The following is a 16,033-nucleotide window of genomic DNA, read 5'->3' as shown; positions in this document are numbered from 1 at the left end:
TGCCGTACACCATAGAAATGCCGCATTGCCATAATGCGGCATTTCCTGTATAATAAAAGACATATTGCAGAGGAAAGAAAAGAGAAAGAAGAGGATTTACCAATGATATCACACGAAAAAATAGAAGAGTTCATCTGTCAGTATCCGGTTTATCAATATGCCTTCTTCAGTCCGGAGGAAATTGATTTTTCCTACCGCGTCAGATGGATCTGCGAAAAAGAGTGCGATCGTTTCCAGTCCACCTGGGCCTGTCCGCCGGCTGTGGGAAGTGTGGAAGAGTGCAGGCACCGCTGTCTTGCCTACAAAGAATGCTTTCTGTTCTCCACCATAGCGGAGGTCTCCGATGTCATCAATTTTGAGGAGATGCTGTCCACCCGCAGGGAACATGAAAACATAACAGCCGCCATCGAACAGTTCATAAAGTCCCAGGGAACCGGGTGTATGGCTCTCTCCACAGAATCCTGTGACATCTGTGAAACATGCACGTATCCGGATGCCCCCTGCCGTTTCCCGGAGAAAATGCATCCCTGTGTGGAGAGCCACGGCATCATCGTCAGTGAACTGGCTGAAAAATATAGTCTGGATTTTACCCTGTCTCCAAACCAGATTCTCTGGTTCGGCATTCTTTTTATCGAATAGATTGCAAGGTATCAAAGATCAGGAGGGCGGAACCGTCCCATACCGGGAACTCCCGCCCCCTTTTGTCATCAATTCTCCACTTTTCGCATACTCATAATAGTAAGACATCACCCCGGAGCACCCCCATGCGCAAAAAATCCACCCCCATCACCGGCCGCATCGCCGACTCCCTTCAAATCCCCAAAGACCTGGCATACCGGGAAGCCATCTTCACCATGACCGGCTCCAGGGAGCTTTTTATAGAAAATTACAAATGCATCCGCCAGTATGAGGACACCTGCATTATTCTCCTCACCAAACACGATGCTATAAAAATAGAGGGAACCCACCTCACCATTGACTACTACACCAACGAAGAGATGAAAATCACAGGAAGCATCTGTCGTGTTTCCTTTCTATAAGAAAATGGGAGGTAACAAAGTTGAAGGCTTGGAATTATTACTGCAAAGGCTATGTCCGCATCCGTCTGCAAAGCGGCGGCCCGGAACGTTTCCTGAATATGTGTGCCCACCATAATATCCCTGTCTGGGATCTGCAGAACCGGGAAGGGTTCTACGAAATGAATGTGAGTATCTCCGGGTTTTACCAGATGAAACCCATATGCCGAAAGACCGGTTCCCGTGTGAAAATCATAAAAAAATACGGACTGCCCTTCTTTTTTTACCGGAACAAAAAAAGAAAGGCATTTTTTATCGGCATTCTGGCAGGATTTTTTCTGCTCATGGTATTGTCCCAGCATATCTGGAACATTCATGTGGAGGGAAACCGCCACAACAGCACGCAGACCATACTCAATTATCTGGATGAGATCCAAATCCATCACGGTATCTTAAAAAAAGATGTGGACTGCTCCTACATAGCGGAACAGATGCGCAGGGAATTTCCTGACATCACCTGGGTATCCGCAAAAATATCCGGCACCCGGCTCATATTGGAAGTAAAAGAAAATGCCACGGCAAACAAGATAATAAAACAGACCGAGGAAAATCCCAGCAGCATAATTGCCGGAAAATCAGGAACCATTGTCTCCATGATCACCAGAAAAGGCACGCCCTGCAAAAAAGTGGGAGAGACCTGCGAAAAAGGCGAGACTCTGGTGTCCGGCAGGGTGGATATTATGAACGACAGCAAGGAAGTGGTGGGGTATGAATACACAGAATCCGATGCTGACATCTATATTCAGTCCCAGATGCAGTATTACCATGAATTCGACATACATTTTCAGAAGAATGTCTATACCGGGGAAGCCAAGAAAGGCCCGGTCCTGCAGTTAGGTGATTACTTTATCAATCTGAAAGGGAAGAATCATTTTGACCAGTTTGATACCGTAACCAAGCTGCATCAGGTCCGGTTGACAGAAAACTTCCGCCTTCCCATTTTCTACGGAAGCAGCACAGATTATGAGAGTGTCACAAAGCCCTTCAAATACACAAAGGAAGGCGCTGAGAAAAAAGCGCAGGAACAGCTTGAACTTCTGCTTGATACCCTGCGCGAAAAAGAAGTACAGGTAAAAGAGAACCATGTAAAAATACAGGTGCTTAACAATGTCTGCGTGGCAAAAGGCCAGTTGACAATCATAGAAAAATCCACGGAAAAACAACCGGTGGAGATTCTGGAACAGCCTGCCCCAAATGCAGAAGAGGCAGAGGAAAACTAAAATTACTGCTGCCCGTGGAACGCGGGAACGGTCATGGAAGCCTGAATCAGGAAAGAAGACGCTCTGTGTGCAGCTGTGAAAAGGCTGCGTTTAGAATCCTTCCGTCCCCGACAGATGTAAAAACCTGCCGGGGACAATTTTCACGCACCCTGCCTTGGGGAAAATGTATTGACAGAACCGTGGAAGAGAACATATACTTGTGTTGGATTCTACTAACGTTTTTACTTACAGGAGGGGAATATATGTTAAAGCAAATATCCATATTCGCAGAAAATAAGAAAGGGATGCTGCAGTCTGTCACCGGTATCCTGGCACGGGAAAATATTAATATTATGGGCTCTGTCACAAACGACAGTGCCGAATACGGCATCATCCGAATGGTGGTCTCTGATCCGCAGCGGGCGCTGGAGGCCCTTTCCAAAGAAGGTTTTATCTGCCGCGACACGGATGTTCTGGGCGTGGAGCTGGATGACAATCCCGGTGCCCTGGACAGGCTTTTGGTCTCTCTTTTGGACAGCAATATCAATGTGGACTATCTATACCTTTCCTTCAATCGAAGTTCGGGAATGCCTATCATGATCCTCCATGTGGACTGCATCAATGAGGTGAAAAACTGCCTGCAGGCCAAAGGACACTGTGTCCTGTAAGTGTTTAAAGGATTACAGATGCCTCTGCTAGTCCCAGATCAATAAGCTTCTTGACTGAAAATTCAACATCAGAACTTAAAACAGTCTTCAGCTCTGCCGCAAACCCTTCCATATCTTCCTTGTTAAGGCAATCCAGCAGGGAAGTGAGGCGGGGGAGATAGTATCTGCTTAAGGTTTCACGATTTCCCCGCATATTTCGGATAGGGTATCCCCACATAAGCTGATAAAAGAGTGAGGTATAGACGTTCCTGACCGCGTGATAGGGGGCCAGATGTATTATAAGTTCAAGAATGCTGTAAGCGGTCAGATTACAGCGCTGTTCCTGCCAAGGCATGCAGCCCCGGAAGTTTGGAGCCCACCGGGTAGATGCCGCGCTTGATGCCCACCATAATCTCCAGGCAAAGGGTATAACAGCGCTGGGAGACTTTCTTGTAACTGCTCCACTGAAAGGATTCCTGCGTCTTTGGAGGCGGCAGGGTGATCCTTTTTTCATAGAACCGATACAGAGCCGCCGGAAGCGAAGTGGTATTTCCAAATGTATCTTCCCGCTCTGAGATTCTGAGGATGGTTTATGTATCACCGGATTCTGTGACAGCCTCTGATGGACGGGAAAGGGATATAAAAGACAGGCAGGATATTAAGACTGCTTTTGCCGGACAGGGTTTCGTCTATGGTCCGTATTTTAATGAGGCGAATGAATATATCGTCTGTTATTCTGCTCCGGTATATCAAAACGGCAGCATTGCAGGGGTACTCTGCATTGAAAAAGACGGATACATATTCAGTTCTATCATTCAGGGACTGCAGTTTGTCGATTCGGGAGAGTCCTATATGATCAACGCGGAAGGCACTGATATTGCAGTCAGCAGAAGAGAACATGTGGAGTGGGTGGACAGCCAGTATAATGCGGAGAAAATACTGGAGGAAAAAGAGGACCCTGTTACACGGTCCATTATAGAACTGGAGAGAAATGGTCTGGATGGAAAATCCGGACGGGGAACCTACTGCTGGGAGGACGGATTGTGCTATTTATTTTATGCACCATCCCCTCCACCGGCTGGGTGCTGTTAACAGGGCTGCGCCGGGAAGAGATACATTCGATGACACAGTCCATGTTATATGCCTCGATCTCAAAGGGTCCTCTCTTAGGCATGTGTATCACGGCATTTTTACTGCTTACTGCGGCAATTATTATATGGATCATATTGAGTCTGAAAGAGAGCTCGAAAGAAAATGAAAGGCTGGAAATCAGTGCAAACCGTGACCCTCTCACCGGTATTAAAAACCGAAACTGCTTTCGTTCCGATGCAGAGATGCTTGCAGCCGGAAGTTACCGGACATTTGCCTGTGTTTATATGGATGCAAACGGGCTTCACGAGATCAACAATCATATGGAGCATGCAGCAGGAGATCAAATGCTGAAGGATTTGGCAGAGGTGCTCCGGCAGGTGTTTGGTCCGGAATATGTATACCGCATTGGCGGTGATGAATTCGTAGCCTTTTGCCTGAATCAGGATAAGCCGGAAGTTTTCCGCAGGATGAACGGAAAAGAACGTCAGTTACGTGTTCTAAACAAGAAGTTAGAACAGATACTTTTGGAGAAACAGGATGCGGATACATTCCTGTCTGTTTGGGCACCTGGTTTTAACGGAGTATATTTTGTCAATTTAAGCGGCGATGCCATCCGTCATTTATTTATCCCTTCCTATTTTCAGGAGCTGCTTGAGGAGACAAAGGATAAATTCAGCGAAGCCCTGCGCCTTAATGCCAACCGTATTGAAAAGCTGAATATCGGCTGCAGTTTGAAAACTTCTGCGACTACGGGTATCTGGAGACTCTTTTGAACCGGGATAGGAAAGGGAGAAGCGCATTTCGGATAAATTCACGCAACGCATAAGCCGGCATAATGTATAATGAGCTGATTTAAGTGCGCACCAGGCGCACAGAGGAAATAAAAATGACAAATACATGCCAGCTGAGCAATAACACTATAGATTATGTGAAACGTTACCGGTGCATCCTAGATACAATGATCGAGAACATGACATCTGTCTGCCTTACCGACAGTATTTCCGCAAACTTTATCAAACAGATGATCCCGCACCACCGGGCAGCCATCAAAATGTCGGAAAATCTGCTGCGCTTTACGACATGCATACCGCTTCAGAACATTGCCCAGAATATCATATGCTCCCAGAAAGAAAGTATCTGCAGTATGGAGGCCATCTGCTCCGAATGCAGCCGCCGGAGAAATACACCCCGGGCGTTGAATTACTACCAGCGCAGCAATGAGTGCATCCTTCGGAATATGTTCAGGGAAATGCACACGGCCTGCACCGACAACTGCATTGACGCAAATTTCATGCGTGAGATGATTCCCCACCACAGGGGTGCTGTCCTTATGTCCAAAAATGCACTTAAGTTTTGTATCTGTCCGGAATTAAAACCGATTTTGGAGTCGATCATTGATTCCCAGGAAAAGGGTGTTCAGGAGATGCAGCAGCTTCTAGGGGAGATCACGCAAAAATAAGTTCAGGGGGCACCGTAAGACAGTGTCCCCACCTTTTATCGCCTGCGCCCCGAAAATATCCTGCCGATTGCATATCAAATATGTTACAATGAATTAAGACACAGACAAATTCCACGATAACAATAAGAGACATTGAGGGAGGCAGGCGTATGGAATTAAGGGTACTTCGTTATTTTCTGACAGCAGTCAATGAGGGAAATATCACCAGAGCCGCAGATATTCTGCATGTGACGCAGCCTACACTCAGCAGGCAGCTCATCGAACTTGAAAATGAATTGGGCACTACCTTGCTCATCAGGGGAAAACGCTCCCTGACTCTGACAGATGACGGAATGCTGTTCAAACAACAGGCAGAGGAGATTGTAGAACTGGCGGATAAGGCAGAACAGACCTTTACAGGGAAAAATGAAGCCATCAGCGGAGTGATTTCACTTGGCGCATCAGAGGCATTGGGAAGCCGTGTCCTGGCAAGATATATGAAGCAGTTTCTGGAAAAATATCCGGATGTCAGGTTCGATTTATATAACGAGATGGCTGATAATATCAAAGATAAACTGGAAAAAGGGCTGTTGGATCTGGGCCTGTTGCTGGAGCCGGTTGATACCAAAAAATATGAATTTCTCCGCCTGTCACAGAAAGAGAGCTGGGGCGTACTGCTTCGCAAAGATCATCTGCTGACAAAAAAAGACAAGATTTATGTGCAGGATCTAAGAGAATATCCCTTAATTCTGCCAAAAAGGGAAAATGCAAGAAATGAAGTGCTGAACTGGCTGCAGTGTGAAGAAAGCCATCTGAACATCCCTGTAAATTACAATCTGCTTTCTAATGTGGCACTTCTGGTGGAAGCAGGTATCGGCTGCGCGGTATGTCTGGACGGCGCATTGTCTGTTCATTGCAGTCCGGATATTTGTTTTTGCCCAGTCTATCCGGAACATACAACGCGGAGCGTCCTGCTTTGGAAAAAGAATCACCTGTTCCAGCCGGCGGCATCCTTGTTTATTCAAATGCTGCACACTCATAAATGGGGCGAGTAACAATAAATACGATTTTTTAAAATACAGAGGGTGTTCCTCAAGTCTTTCATGGCTTTGGGTACACCCTTATTTTATACCCGGAATCATACGCTCAGCGTATGATAAACGATAAAATGTAAGCATTGGACGAAAAGCGGACTGCGAATTTATAATAGACCTATAGCTAAAGGAGGTATTGGAAGATGACTGAGTTTGAAAAGAAGCAGTCCGGCAAAATATACGATGCCCGTGACTCTGAACTTCGTTCGCTGCAGTACAGGGCTAAAGATCTGATGCGGGAGTATAATAGGATTCCTGCGGCAAACGAAAATGAGAAAAAACGGGTCTTAGATCTGCTTGTGGGAGCAGCCGGAAAAAATGTCCGTGTGAACCAGCCATTTTATGTGGATTACGGAAGCAATATTTTCATCGGGGACAACAGCTTTATCAATTTGAACTGCACGTTGCTGGATACAGGGAAAATCACCATAGGAAAAAACACTTTGATCGGACCGGATGTAAAAATCTATACGGCTGTACATGCAAAAGAAACAAGCGAACGGTTCTGGGAAGAAGATGACGGTGCCGTATATGTGAAAACATGGACACAGCCTGTCCGCATAGGGGATGGGGTATGGATCGGCGGAGGCGCGATCCTGCTGCCGGGAGTTACCATCGGAGATCATGCAGTGATCGGGGCCGGAAGCGTGGTAACAGAGTCCATACCGGCCGGGGCAGTAGCCTGTGGGAATCCATGTAAGGTAAAAAAGAGGAGGGAGGCAGATATCTGATGATAACCGGACGGCGGCGCCGAGCTGCTGGAAAAGATAGCCAAATGGCTGAAAAAACTTGATATATGTGCCGGGAAAGGAAGGGAAAATAATTATGAAGTATACAACATTAGGTGATTCGGATTTGAAAATATCACGCATCTGTATGGGATGCATGGGATTTGGAGATGCAAAGAGGGGACAGCATTCATGGACATTGGATGAAGAGCATTCCAGAGAAATCATAAAAAGGGGCCTGGAGCTGGGGGTGAATTTTTACGATACAGCCATCGCCTATCAGAGCGGAACCAGTGAACAATATGTAGGAAAAGCACTGCGGGATTATGCCAAAAGGGATGAGGTGGTAATCGCCACAAAATTCCTCCCCCGGACAGAGGAAGAAATAAAGGCTGGAATTACCGGACAACAGCATGTTGAGCGTATGATAAATCAGAGCCTTAAAAATCTGGGCATGGATCATGTGGATCTTTATATTTACCACATGTGGGATTTTAAGACCCCACTTTATGAGATCATGGAGGGGCTGAACCGTGTGGTAAAAGCCGGAAAAGCCAGATATATCGGTATTTCCAATTGCTTCGCCTGGCAGCTTGCCAAAGCAAACGCATTAGCGGAGCGGGAAGGATTCGCAAAGTTTGTCTCTGTACAGGGACATTATAATCTTATCTTCCGGGAAGAGGAACGGGAAATGGTTCCCTATTGCCGGGAAGAAAATATTGCATTGACACCGTACAGTGCGCTGGCTGGCGGACGCCTTTCCAAACAGGCGGGGGAGACATCAAAGCGCCTGCAGGAAGATGACTATGCAAGGCTTAAATATGACGGGACAAAGGAACAGGACGAAGTTATCATAAGCAGGGTAGCAGAGCTGGCACAAAAAAGGGGTGTGTCTATGACAGAAATCTCATTGGCCTGGCTTCTGTCCAAAGTAACGGCTCCGGTGGTGGGCGCCACAAAATTTCAACATATCGAGGGAGCTGCACATGCTGTGGACATACAACTGACAGAAGAAGAAATGAAGTATCTTGAGAAGACGTACGTTCCCCATAAACTGGCCGGCGTTATGGCCCAGAACCAGGCGAATATGCAGAAGAAACCAGTGTGGTCCACAGGAGATCAGAGAATATAAATCCACAATCAGAGAGGAGAAAAGAAATATGCCGCATATTGCAATCACAATGATTCCGGGCAGAACTGCAGAAGAAAAAAAGAAATTAGCGGAGAGGGTACATGAGTTCATTACTGCAGAGCTTCAGATTGATGGTAAGTATGTATCGGTTTCAGTGGAAGATATTTTGAAAGAAAACTGGAATCAGTCTATGGAAAAGTTAACGGATGATATCATGTATGTAAAGCCCGGTGTGTAGAACGAAACAGGATTGCCATCAGGAGAAATCTGCATGCCCTCGGAGAAAATGGAGAGATTCTAACTGAATGTTGACACAATGTCAGGACAATGCTATAACTATTATAGTGACACGGTGTCAGAAAATTAGATGAACAACTTGAGAGGGGGAGCAGGAAATGCCAAAAGGATCGCCGGAGCGGACTTCCGCCAGAAAGGAAGAAATTGTAAAGGCCTGTGAACAGCTATACCAGACCATGAGTTTTCGGGAAATCAACTTAAAAGAGATTGGAAAAGTGACATCCTTTACCAGAACGTCAATCTATAATTATTTTCAGACGAAAGAGGAGATTTTTCTGGAGTTACTGAAACGGGAATATGAATTATGGATTGATGAACTTCAGCAGATCATAGAAGGGAATGAGACACTTTCAAAGAAAGATTTTGCAGGCCAGATAGCAAAAAGCCTGGAGCATCGGGAGCAGCTCTTAAAAATCATGTCCATGAATATGTATGACATGGAAGAAAACAGCCGCCTGGAAAATCTGGTGGATTTTAAGAAGGCTTACGGAAAATCTATGAGAACAATGTTAAGATGCATGAGCAAGTTTTTCCCGGATATGGAACTAAAAGAGCAGCAGGATTTTATTTACGAATTTTTCCCTTTTATCTATGGCATTTATCCGTACACAAGAGTGACGGAAAAGCAAAAGGAGGCCATGGAACAGGCTGGGGTCAACTATGTATATCAATCCATTTATGAGATCACCTTTCAGTGCCTGATGCAGCTGCTTCCGGATAAGAAATAAAAACACATATAAACTGAGTGAAAAATTTAATTACAAGCAAGGAGGATAACAATGTCAGAAAAAATCGTACAGACTGCAGGAAAAGATCAATTAGGAGAATTTGCTCCGTCATTTGCACATTTCAATGATGACATCTTATTTGGTGAGGAATGGAACAGCCAGTCCATCGATCTGAAAACAAGATGCATGATTACTGTGGTAGCATTGGTGTCATCAGGGATCACCGATTCCTCTCTGATCTATCATTTGCAGAATGCAAAAGCACATGGAGTGACAAAGGAAGAAATCGCAGATGTTCTCACCCACATTGCCTTTTATGTAGGATGGCCAAAAGGATGGGCGGCATTTAAGCTGGCGAAAGAAGTATGGAATGAGACGGAAAAGGAAGAGACGGAGAAAGACAAGTTCCAGAATACCATCTTTTTCCCTGTAGGAATGCCAAATGATGGGTTTGCACAGTACTTTACCGGACAGAGTTATCTGGCCCCGGTTTCTTCCGAACAGGTAGGTATTTACAATGTGACGTTTGAGCCGGGATGCCGTAATAACTGGCATATCCATCAGGCGGACAAAGGCGGAGGGCAGATCCTCATCTGTGTAGGCGGACGAGGCTATTATCAGGAATGGGGGAAAGAACCTGTTGAGATGAAGCCGGGTGATTGTATCAATATTCCTGTAGGAGTGAAGCATTGGCACGGTGCGGCGCCGGACAGCTGGTTTGCCCATCTGGCCATAGAAGTGCCTGCAGAAAACGGATCAAATGAATGGCTGGAAGCGGTTAATGATGAACAGTATGGAAAATTGAGATGATTTGGTGACTACTAAAAACCGGCATTGCTTTAAAAGTGATGCCGGTAACCGTGATCGGAACTATGAATGGAGAACATCCAACCTGGACACTGGTGGCCCATGTGGGAATCATCGGACACGACAGAGTTCCAGTAAGTTTGGCAGCGCCGCACTTTATCAATCAGTTTATCAAAGATACGAAGAAACTGTCCATCAACATGGTAGGCATGGTTGAAAAAATAAAAGGTAAAAGTACAGATATTTTATCGATTGTACAAACGGAAGAAGAAATTCGAGAGAGGGTAAAAGATGTTTTTGATAATATCATTGTGGAAAGAACACAGAAATTAATTATTTTTATTGATGAATTAGATCGCTGTAAACCGACATTTGCCATAGAAATGTTAGAAAGGATAAAACATTACTTTGAAGATGACCGCATTATATTTGTAGTATCTGTAAATAAAGAACAATTGGTACATACCATATCCAATTATTATGGTAGTGGATTTGATGCTACTAGATATTTGAATAAATTTTTTGATGAAAATGTAAATTTACCAGAAATGAGCAGTTACTCAAAGCGTACTGTTGAATGTGGTAACACTAATACTGAAAAAACATATTGGTTAACAAAGATTGCAGATGAGCTAGGGATGTATTATCATTTATCACTTAGAGATAAACTTATTTATAGAAGTAGCCTTGTATGATTTTATTAGATATTGTTGATGCAAATGAGAAGAAAAAATTTATAGAAGGCAACAGCGATTTTGTAGAAAAGACTTTACCTCAGATTGAAATTTATAAGCAATTTGTTCTTAGAGTTATAGGCGATGGAAGCAGAGACGAACAAGAGAAAAAATTAAAAAGCAAGCTGGAGTCTATAAAAGAATTCAGTTTGCTTTTTATGTACACAGAAATAATGCACAGTACACAATTGTGCTTTCTGCTAAAGCCAGTAAATTCAAGGCATAAGAGGGATAGGCTACATTTTATTATCCCAACTGGTGGTACTCTCTTCCTATGCCTGTGTTGACCTTTATAGACGAACACGATTTAGCCAGGAAGAAGATCGTGCTTTTTTGTTCCCACGGAACTGGAGGACTGGCAAGCAGCGTACAGGACATCACGGCAGAACTGCCGGACGACTGTGAGATAGAAGAAAATGTGATTGGCGTATACCGTGACGATATTCCCGGCGCTCAGGCGGAAATACAGGAATGGCTGGGGGAGATCGGATATTAAAAGATTAGAATATGGCAACAGAAAGACTTCAGGATAGAGCAGCCATATACTTATAAACTTTCCTCCAAACTTCCCATATTTTAGTTCGTCAAACTGAAAGTTGTAACACTGTGAACTGTGGTTACTTGATACGTTCAGCAAATATTTCTGCATTTATATTCCATTCACCATCATCTTTTACAGTAACATTTTTCCAATGAAAACGATTATCCTCAATCCTAGTGAAAATCCACTTTCTTTTCTTATCGTTGATGTAGGTAAGCACTATCATGTCATTTTGTTCTCTTGCTTCAAGTCGTATTATTTTTCCGGTATAACCATAAGCGACATCCCATGCGTGTGTGTCGGGATTATAGATACGCAGTGATGTTCCGTACTCATAATCAGGCAGAATAATAACATCTTGAATAGCCATTCCTTCAAGAACCCATGAGAAATACCATTCGCCTTTAATTGAAAGGGAATTGTTACTCTCTATATAGTCTATCGCCCAATTACCGATAAGTTTTCCGAAATAATTAAACTCTTCGGGTAATGCTGTGTTTTTACATTCACTTGTTAATGCTTCAAAAAAATCTTGCATTGTTTATTCCTCCAATTATAAATAATCTTCAGCGATAGTGACCGGCCAATACTGATTTTTGCAAAATATGGCCTTGCATAGCCGCCAGCAAATCTTTTTTTCTGGCAGTGCTTGGTAAATCAAGACGACAATCCAGCGAAAAGACATTAAAGTGATAAATATGTGACCAATTAAATGGTGGCTTAGGCCCCCTATATCGATGTTTGCCATATCCACATCCCTGTATAGCGCCCAAGGAATCAACTTGCTCACCATGCGGAATATTTTCAGGAATCAAAGATATGGCGGGTATATTCCAGATTACCCAATGATTATATGCCGGAATCGGATGCCCCATATCATCCATGATGATTGCGATAGACTCTGCCATTTCACTTAAATCGTCCAATACTAACTCCGGAGATACATCTTCTCCATGTCCAGTATATTTAACAGGAATGAGTCCCCCATCTTCAAAGCATGGGGAGGATACAATTAACTTTTTCATTTGCTATTCCTTCCTAAAACAGACTGCGTTTTATTTTCAATGTTGTCCTTAACCGGGAGATTGAAACCAGCCCGCAAAATTCAATTTGTTGATAACGCAAACTCAACTATTACTACTTCGTTTTTATCAGGATCTTTTAAACGGACTTCGTAAGTTCCCTAATCATATCTAATGGGATCAGATAGTGTGACTCCTTTTTCCTTTAAACATACCATTGTGGCATCGAGATTTTCTGTTTGAAAAACAAATGATTGATATCCAGTTGGCTGCGCATGAATGGCTTTACAATCCCATATACAAAGAGTGGGGGCGTTTTTTATAAAGCCAAGATAAACTCCATTTGAATCATCCACATCAGTCCTGATGAAAGGTATTTCTAATATATCCCTATAGAATACAACAAGTTCTTGTGCTTTCTCCGAAAAAATATTTGTGCAATAGTATCCCGTTATCGTTTTCCTGCCTCCTCAGTTTTCGTTTGTTTAATCATACAATATTTTAATTTGAATGTATAGCAGTTTGACGCTATCCGGCTTTTGTTAATGGCGTTTTTCTTTATGACCTGGAGACTGCCGAATTCAATCCGCTGAGCAGCAGGATCATTGAGCTGGCGGCAATCAAACTCAGCCAGAGGAACGGCGTATTCCAATAAGAGGACGATTACATCGGTATTTTCGGTTTCCAAAAGATATCTAGCAGCCGGATGAAGCGGTCATGCTGACCGGAGTTGCAAGAGAACAGTTGGAAGCCGAGCGGACAGAAGAGGAGTGCCCGGAAGATGGGTATCTCATCTGACACCGTGGGGAACTTTAAACTGGAGATTGACGCGAGAAGGTAATGAAAGAAACGCCAGCAGACCGCAAAAAAGAATTTACGCAAATCTACGCGACGATAAATGCAAGATTTACTACGATATTCCGGGAAGGGCATGGTATAGGATAGCTGACACAATAGATATGGAATGGCTGGAACAGCAGAGATTTCACATGGGATCTGCTTTCTTCGTCTAACAGCAACATGAAAGCGCTGTCTTGATTTTTATCCAACGCCTGCTGAACAATATCCAAACCAATTATTTCTGCTTTTGGATATCGTCCAGTAATGGGAAATGCCAAGTATCCCGTCCCTGTTCCTAAGTCAAGAATTTTCATACCGTCGTTTATATTCAGGAAGTGCAGTATTCGTTCAAGATGAGCTTTATCTTGTGTCTGTCTATTATAAAGGGTTCCTTCTTCAAAACCTTTTCTTGTATTTTCAATACTCTTACTAATTTCATATTTTGTTTTTATTTCTTTACTATCCATGCAATACTCCCTTACATTTTCTGATTTTCTACCCGACAAGCTGAAAGTCATATAATAGATACAATGTATATAATGCACGCAGATAAAAGAGAAACCACAACTCCCAGTATAATTCCCTTTATGCCGCCTTTAACATGGAATAAATAATTTTTGTATTCTTTATCCATATCTTCAGTTCCAGCTATTCTTAATTTTTTGCTATGGCAGAACACACCAATATCAAGCACAATTACATCAAAGAGATCAATAGCAAGGAATAAGATAAATACATGTAAAAATGCCGCTTGAAAGGTTTTAGCTCCTGAAAAATAGGCCACTGCTGACAAAAGTGTAACACATACAAAAACAGCAATGAGTTTCTTTAATATGTGCTTTTTTTCAGTCCTTTTTATAGAATTTTTATATTCTGGTAAGGACTCCACTCTTTTTCTGATCTCCGGAGGGTAAGACATAATATATTTAACTGGGTCTTTATACTGTGTAGGCAAGACAATTACTGCAAAGATTATACATGAAATCATACATTCTATTACTAAAAGCATAGTCGCCCTCCTCTTCAAATTTTTCAGCTCAAACAACTGAAAGTTGTTGATTCAATCAGTTCTATGCTTAATTGAAAGAAAAGCCTTCTTTTCTCTTTCACACGGACGCTTTCGTTTAGACTCTGCGTGATATGCTTTACAAGCATCACAATTACCGTGCCGTTCACAACTTTTCTTTTTACACGGACAATCTTTTTTAACCATTATTACCTCCACAAATTCCGATTTTTTCTTCCCGACAAGCTGGGATTGATCAAAATAGCTGAGTGATGGCCCGCCGGGGCTGTGTTTCCTGCAGATCCTTTACCACTTGTCATAATGAATCTTTTCCGGTTCCCAGCGGTCCCGTAATTCCTTCTCCTCTTCGGGCCAGCCGAATGCGATCACCGCGACGGGCTCCAGTTTAGCGGGAAGTTCTAACGCAGCGATCATCCGCTTCCGCCAATCAGAGTTTAACGCCACTCCGCACCAAACACCTCCCAGCCCAAGGCCATGAATACCGAGCAGGATGTTCTGCGTGGCAGCAGCACAGTCTGCATACAAAAACTCTTTCATTCCCTCTATATTCTTATCACCACAAATGACGATGGCACCAGCGGCAGATTCAAGCATAGCGGCCTGTGAGTTTTGTGAGGCAAGTTCTGCCAGAAGCTGTTTGTTCCTTATAACGATGAAATGGCAGGGGTGCTTATTTTTCGCCGTAGGCGCATACATTCCACAGCAAAGTATTGTCGTAACCATATCGTCCCCGACGGGCCTTGAGGCGAACTTTCGTATGCTTTGCCGCGTTTTGATCGCCGCCAGTACATCCATACCGCTGCTGACAGCAACAGGCTCTTCCCGTTTCCTGCCAGCAGGCTCCAGCTCTTCGGAGGACATGGTGACATGCGCGTTCATGCTCTGTCCTTCAAATCCAAGGGACTTTTGTAACGCCTTATCTAAAACCATAAGAAATTTTCCGCCGCCACGGGATAATAATTTGCCTCGGTACGGGGTGCCGTTGATCGTTCCGCTTACATAGATCGTACCCTTCGGTTTACAAAACCGCTCCCTTGCATCGAACGGGATTTCAAGAAAGGTTCGTCTCCCTATATCATCCTTGTAAATTGGTGATTCAAATATTTCCATGATTTCTCCTTCCATTCCGTCCAAGCCTCTCTGTTACCTAAACCTGCCTATGTACATTTGACCGATAAAAGCATTTGAATATCATCAAACCGCTCCCTGCATGTGCCGCGGTTCCTCGATGGTAGGCTCATTTTATTTCTCTAACATTCTTTCATACATATACATCCCTCCGAATTTTAAATTTTCCAGACAGAAAAACCGGGATTTATATCATTTAGCATATCGTGGGTCTAATAATGGTTTTCCGTCTTTATCTACCAGTACAGTAAGCCCTCCAACATTTGTCCAATGAGCCAGTAAGTATTGCACTCCCGTTTCTTTATCAACAACGATTTTAGTTCCTTCTGAAACCCCTTCTTTTTCTGTAAACTCAAATCTTTTATTCATTTAATATACCTCCAAATTCTAATTCGTAATATATAAGTGAGGGTTTTAACAGCCTTCACTTTTCTTTTATACTGAAGGTGATTGGCTAACGGAATTTCTAATTGGGATACCACGCCCGGAGATAAATGTGTTAG

At 43.5% G+C, this 16,033-nt stretch carries 23 protein-coding genes; 16 read left to right on the top strand and 7 right to left on the bottom strand.

The window, feature by feature from the left end; translation table 11 throughout:
- Nucleotides 1-102: 102 nt before the first annotated feature.
- The 4 genes from MUB35_RS23525 (at nucleotide 103) to MUB35_RS23510 (ending at nucleotide 2,943) form a co-directional block, all read left to right on the top strand.
- Nucleotides 103-639: a DUF2284 domain-containing protein gene (locus MUB35_RS23525; RefSeq protein ID WP_244806935.1), complete on the top strand. Its 537-nt coding sequence runs from the start codon at nucleotides 103-105 to the stop codon at nucleotides 637-639.
- A 125-nt stretch (nucleotides 640-764) separates the two neighbouring features.
- Nucleotides 765-1,040: a YabP/YqfC family sporulation protein gene (locus tag MUB35_RS23520; RefSeq protein ID WP_033143400.1), complete on the top strand. Its 276-nt coding sequence runs from the start codon at nucleotides 765-767 to the stop codon at nucleotides 1,038-1,040.
- 20 nt (nucleotides 1,041-1,060) lie between these two features.
- The gene (locus tag MUB35_RS23515; RefSeq protein ID WP_227210923.1) at nucleotides 1,061-2,296 is read left to right on the top strand and encodes a sporulation protein YqfD; all 1,236 of its coding nucleotides are present in this window, start codon (nucleotides 1,061-1,063) and stop codon (nucleotides 2,294-2,296) included.
- Nucleotides 2,297-2,538: 242 nt separating this feature from the next.
- Nucleotides 2,539-2,943, top strand: coding sequence for an ACT domain-containing protein (locus MUB35_RS23510; RefSeq protein ID WP_033139802.1), 405 nt, complete (start codon nucleotides 2,539-2,541; stop codon nucleotides 2,941-2,943).
- A 4-nt stretch (nucleotides 2,944-2,947) separates the two neighbouring features.
- Here the strand turns inward: MUB35_RS23510 and MUB35_RS23505 are convergent, their stop codons facing one another.
- Nucleotides 2,948-3,478, bottom strand: a complete 531-nt coding sequence (locus MUB35_RS23505) for a hypothetical protein (protein WP_244806934.1) — start codon at nucleotides 3,476-3,478, stop codon at nucleotides 2,948-2,950.
- 29 nt (nucleotides 3,479-3,507) lie between these two features.
- Between MUB35_RS23505 and MUB35_RS23500 the strand changes: the two genes are divergently transcribed.
- The 12 genes from MUB35_RS23500 to MUB35_RS23445 all read left to right on the top strand — a co-directional run bounded on the left by MUB35_RS23500 (nucleotide 3,508) and on the right by MUB35_RS23445 (nucleotide 11,468).
- Nucleotides 3,508-4,014, top strand: a complete 507-nt coding sequence (locus tag MUB35_RS23500) for a PDC sensor domain-containing protein (RefSeq protein WP_244806933.1) — start codon at nucleotides 3,508-3,510, stop codon at nucleotides 4,012-4,014.
- A complete protein-coding gene (locus tag MUB35_RS23495; protein ID WP_244806932.1) occupies nucleotides 3,966-4,787 on the top strand; it encodes a GGDEF domain-containing protein in 822 nt (273 codons plus the stop codon). Before MUB35_RS23500 ends, MUB35_RS23495 begins: the two co-directional genes overlap by 49 nt.
- 113 nt (nucleotides 4,788-4,900) lie before the next feature.
- On the top strand, nucleotides 4,901-5,473 hold the full coding sequence (locus MUB35_RS23490; RefSeq protein ID WP_244806931.1) for a DUF305 domain-containing protein: 573 nt from the start codon (nucleotides 4,901-4,903) through the stop codon (nucleotides 5,471-5,473).
- A 149-nt stretch (nucleotides 5,474-5,622) separates the two neighbouring features.
- Nucleotides 5,623-6,507 carry a LysR family transcriptional regulator gene (locus MUB35_RS23485; RefSeq protein ID WP_033139798.1) on the top strand — a complete coding sequence of 295 codons (885 nt, stop codon included), beginning with the start codon at nucleotides 5,623-5,625 and terminating at the stop codon, nucleotides 6,505-6,507.
- A gap of 182 nt (nucleotides 6,508-6,689) precedes the next feature.
- Nucleotides 6,690-7,277, top strand: a complete 588-nt coding sequence (locus MUB35_RS23480) for a sugar O-acetyltransferase (protein WP_033139797.1) — start codon at nucleotides 6,690-6,692, stop codon at nucleotides 7,275-7,277.
- 94 nt (nucleotides 7,278-7,371) lie between these two features.
- Nucleotides 7,372-8,406: an aldo/keto reductase gene (locus MUB35_RS23475; RefSeq protein ID WP_033139796.1), complete on the top strand. Its 1,035-nt coding sequence runs from the start codon at nucleotides 7,372-7,374 to the stop codon at nucleotides 8,404-8,406.
- Nucleotides 8,407-8,434: 28 nt separating this feature from the next.
- Nucleotides 8,435-8,644 carry a tautomerase family protein gene (locus MUB35_RS23470; protein WP_033139795.1) on the top strand — a complete coding sequence of 70 codons (210 nt, stop codon included), beginning with the start codon at nucleotides 8,435-8,437 and terminating at the stop codon, nucleotides 8,642-8,644.
- Between the two features lie 157 nt (nucleotides 8,645-8,801).
- Nucleotides 8,802-9,431, top strand: a complete 630-nt coding sequence (locus tag MUB35_RS23465) for a TetR family transcriptional regulator (protein WP_033139794.1) — start codon at nucleotides 8,802-8,804, stop codon at nucleotides 9,429-9,431.
- A gap of 51 nt (nucleotides 9,432-9,482) precedes the next feature.
- Entirely contained in the window at nucleotides 9,483-10,241 is a 759-nt protein-coding gene (locus MUB35_RS23460; RefSeq protein ID WP_033139793.1) for a carboxymuconolactone decarboxylase family protein, read from the top strand.
- Between the two features lie 101 nt (nucleotides 10,242-10,342).
- Entirely contained in the window at nucleotides 10,343-10,933 is a 591-nt protein-coding gene (locus MUB35_RS23455) for a P-loop NTPase fold protein (protein ID WP_242849954.1), read from the top strand.
- Nucleotides 10,930-11,259 carry a hypothetical protein gene (locus MUB35_RS23450; RefSeq protein WP_033139792.1) on the top strand — a complete coding sequence of 110 codons (330 nt, stop codon included), beginning with the start codon at nucleotides 10,930-10,932 and terminating at the stop codon, nucleotides 11,257-11,259. Before MUB35_RS23455 ends, MUB35_RS23450 begins: the two co-directional genes overlap by 4 nt.
- Entirely contained in the window at nucleotides 11,247-11,468 is a 222-nt protein-coding gene (locus tag MUB35_RS23445; protein WP_081960136.1) for a hypothetical protein, read from the top strand. Before MUB35_RS23450 ends, MUB35_RS23445 begins: the two co-directional genes overlap by 13 nt.
- 121 nt (nucleotides 11,469-11,589) lie before the next feature.
- Here the strand turns inward: MUB35_RS23445 and MUB35_RS23440 are convergent, their stop codons facing one another.
- The 6 genes from MUB35_RS23440 to MUB35_RS23415 form a co-directional block, all read right to left on the bottom strand.
- Nucleotides 11,590-12,051: a hypothetical protein gene (locus MUB35_RS23440; RefSeq protein WP_033139791.1), complete on the bottom strand. Its 462-nt coding sequence runs from the start codon at nucleotides 12,049-12,051 to the stop codon at nucleotides 11,590-11,592.
- Nucleotides 12,052-12,079: 28 nt separating this feature from the next.
- Entirely contained in the window at nucleotides 12,080-12,538 is a 459-nt protein-coding gene (locus MUB35_RS23435) for a YbhB/YbcL family Raf kinase inhibitor-like protein (RefSeq protein ID WP_033139790.1), read from the bottom strand.
- Between the two features lie 881 nt (nucleotides 12,539-13,419).
- Nucleotides 13,420-13,842 carry a class I SAM-dependent methyltransferase gene (locus MUB35_RS23430; protein WP_081960135.1) on the bottom strand — a complete coding sequence of 141 codons (423 nt, stop codon included), beginning with the start codon at nucleotides 13,840-13,842 and terminating at the stop codon, nucleotides 13,420-13,422.
- A gap of 47 nt (nucleotides 13,843-13,889) precedes the next feature.
- Nucleotides 13,890-14,384 carry a hypothetical protein gene (locus MUB35_RS23425; protein WP_033139789.1) on the bottom strand — a complete coding sequence of 165 codons (495 nt, stop codon included), beginning with the start codon at nucleotides 14,382-14,384 and terminating at the stop codon, nucleotides 13,890-13,892.
- 303 nt (nucleotides 14,385-14,687) lie between these two features.
- Entirely contained in the window at nucleotides 14,688-15,512 is an 825-nt protein-coding gene (locus MUB35_RS23420) for a nitroreductase family protein (RefSeq protein ID WP_033139788.1), read from the bottom strand.
- Between the two features lie 210 nt (nucleotides 15,513-15,722).
- Nucleotides 15,723-15,899: a DUF6440 family protein gene (locus tag MUB35_RS23415; RefSeq protein ID WP_197064078.1), complete on the bottom strand. Its 177-nt coding sequence runs from the start codon at nucleotides 15,897-15,899 to the stop codon at nucleotides 15,723-15,725.
- Between the last annotated feature and the right edge of the window lie 134 nt (nucleotides 15,900-16,033).

Origin of the sequence: Blautia sp. NSJ-175, assembly GCF_022867815.1 — a bacterium.
Classification (GTDB): domain Bacteria; phylum Bacillota; class Clostridia; order Lachnospirales; family Lachnospiraceae; genus Blautia; species Blautia celeris.
This window is presented reverse-complemented; position numbering and strand designations above follow the sequence as displayed.

Bases quoted from the DNA above. Each gene is read 5' to 3' on its own strand.
- MUB35_RS23490 (WP_244806931.1), top strand. From the start codon at position 4,901: ATGACAAATACATGCCAGCTGAGCAATAACACTATAGATTATGTGAAA.
- MUB35_RS23450 (WP_033139792.1), top strand. From the start codon at position 10,930: ATGATTTTATTAGATATTGTTGATGCAAATGAGAAGAAAAAATTTATA.
- MUB35_RS23480 (WP_033139797.1), top strand. From the start codon at position 6,690: ATGACTGAGTTTGAAAAGAAGCAGTCCGGCAAAATATACGATGCCCGT.
- MUB35_RS23475 (WP_033139796.1), top strand. From the start codon at position 7,372: ATGAAGTATACAACATTAGGTGATTCGGATTTGAAAATATCACGCATC.
- MUB35_RS23525 (WP_244806935.1), top strand. From the start codon at position 103: ATGATATCACACGAAAAAATAGAAGAGTTCATCTGTCAGTATCCGGTT.
- MUB35_RS23415 (WP_197064078.1), bottom strand. From the start codon at position 15,899: ATGAATAAAAGATTTGAGTTTACAGAAAAAGAAGGGGTTTCAGAAGGA.
- MUB35_RS23430 (WP_081960135.1), bottom strand. From the start codon at position 13,842: ATGGATAGTAAAGAAATAAAAACAAAATATGAAATTAGTAAGAGTATT.
- MUB35_RS23500 (WP_244806933.1), top strand. From the start codon at position 3,508: ATGGTTTATGTATCACCGGATTCTGTGACAGCCTCTGATGGACGGGAA.
- MUB35_RS23445 (WP_081960136.1), top strand. From the start codon at position 11,247: ATGCCTGTGTTGACCTTTATAGACGAACACGATTTAGCCAGGAAGAAG.
- MUB35_RS23485 (WP_033139798.1), top strand. From the start codon at position 5,623: ATGGAATTAAGGGTACTTCGTTATTTTCTGACAGCAGTCAATGAGGGA.
- MUB35_RS23425 (WP_033139789.1), bottom strand. From the start codon at position 14,384: ATGCTTTTAGTAATAGAATGTATGATTTCATGTATAATCTTTGCAGTA.
- MUB35_RS23420 (WP_033139788.1), bottom strand. From the start codon at position 15,512: ATGGAAATATTTGAATCACCAATTTACAAGGATGATATAGGGAGACGA.
- MUB35_RS23440 (WP_033139791.1), bottom strand. From the start codon at position 12,051: ATGCAAGATTTTTTTGAAGCATTAACAAGTGAATGTAAAAACACAGCA.
- MUB35_RS23510 (WP_033139802.1), top strand. From the start codon at position 2,539: ATGTTAAAGCAAATATCCATATTCGCAGAAAATAAGAAAGGGATGCTG.
- MUB35_RS23465 (WP_033139794.1), top strand. From the start codon at position 8,802: ATGCCAAAAGGATCGCCGGAGCGGACTTCCGCCAGAAAGGAAGAAATT.
- MUB35_RS23520 (WP_033143400.1), top strand. From the start codon at position 765: ATGCGCAAAAAATCCACCCCCATCACCGGCCGCATCGCCGACTCCCTT.
- MUB35_RS23460 (WP_033139793.1), top strand. From the start codon at position 9,483: ATGTCAGAAAAAATCGTACAGACTGCAGGAAAAGATCAATTAGGAGAA.
- MUB35_RS23470 (WP_033139795.1), top strand. From the start codon at position 8,435: ATGCCGCATATTGCAATCACAATGATTCCGGGCAGAACTGCAGAAGAA.
- MUB35_RS23435 (WP_033139790.1), bottom strand. From the start codon at position 12,538: ATGAAAAAGTTAATTGTATCCTCCCCATGCTTTGAAGATGGGGGACTC.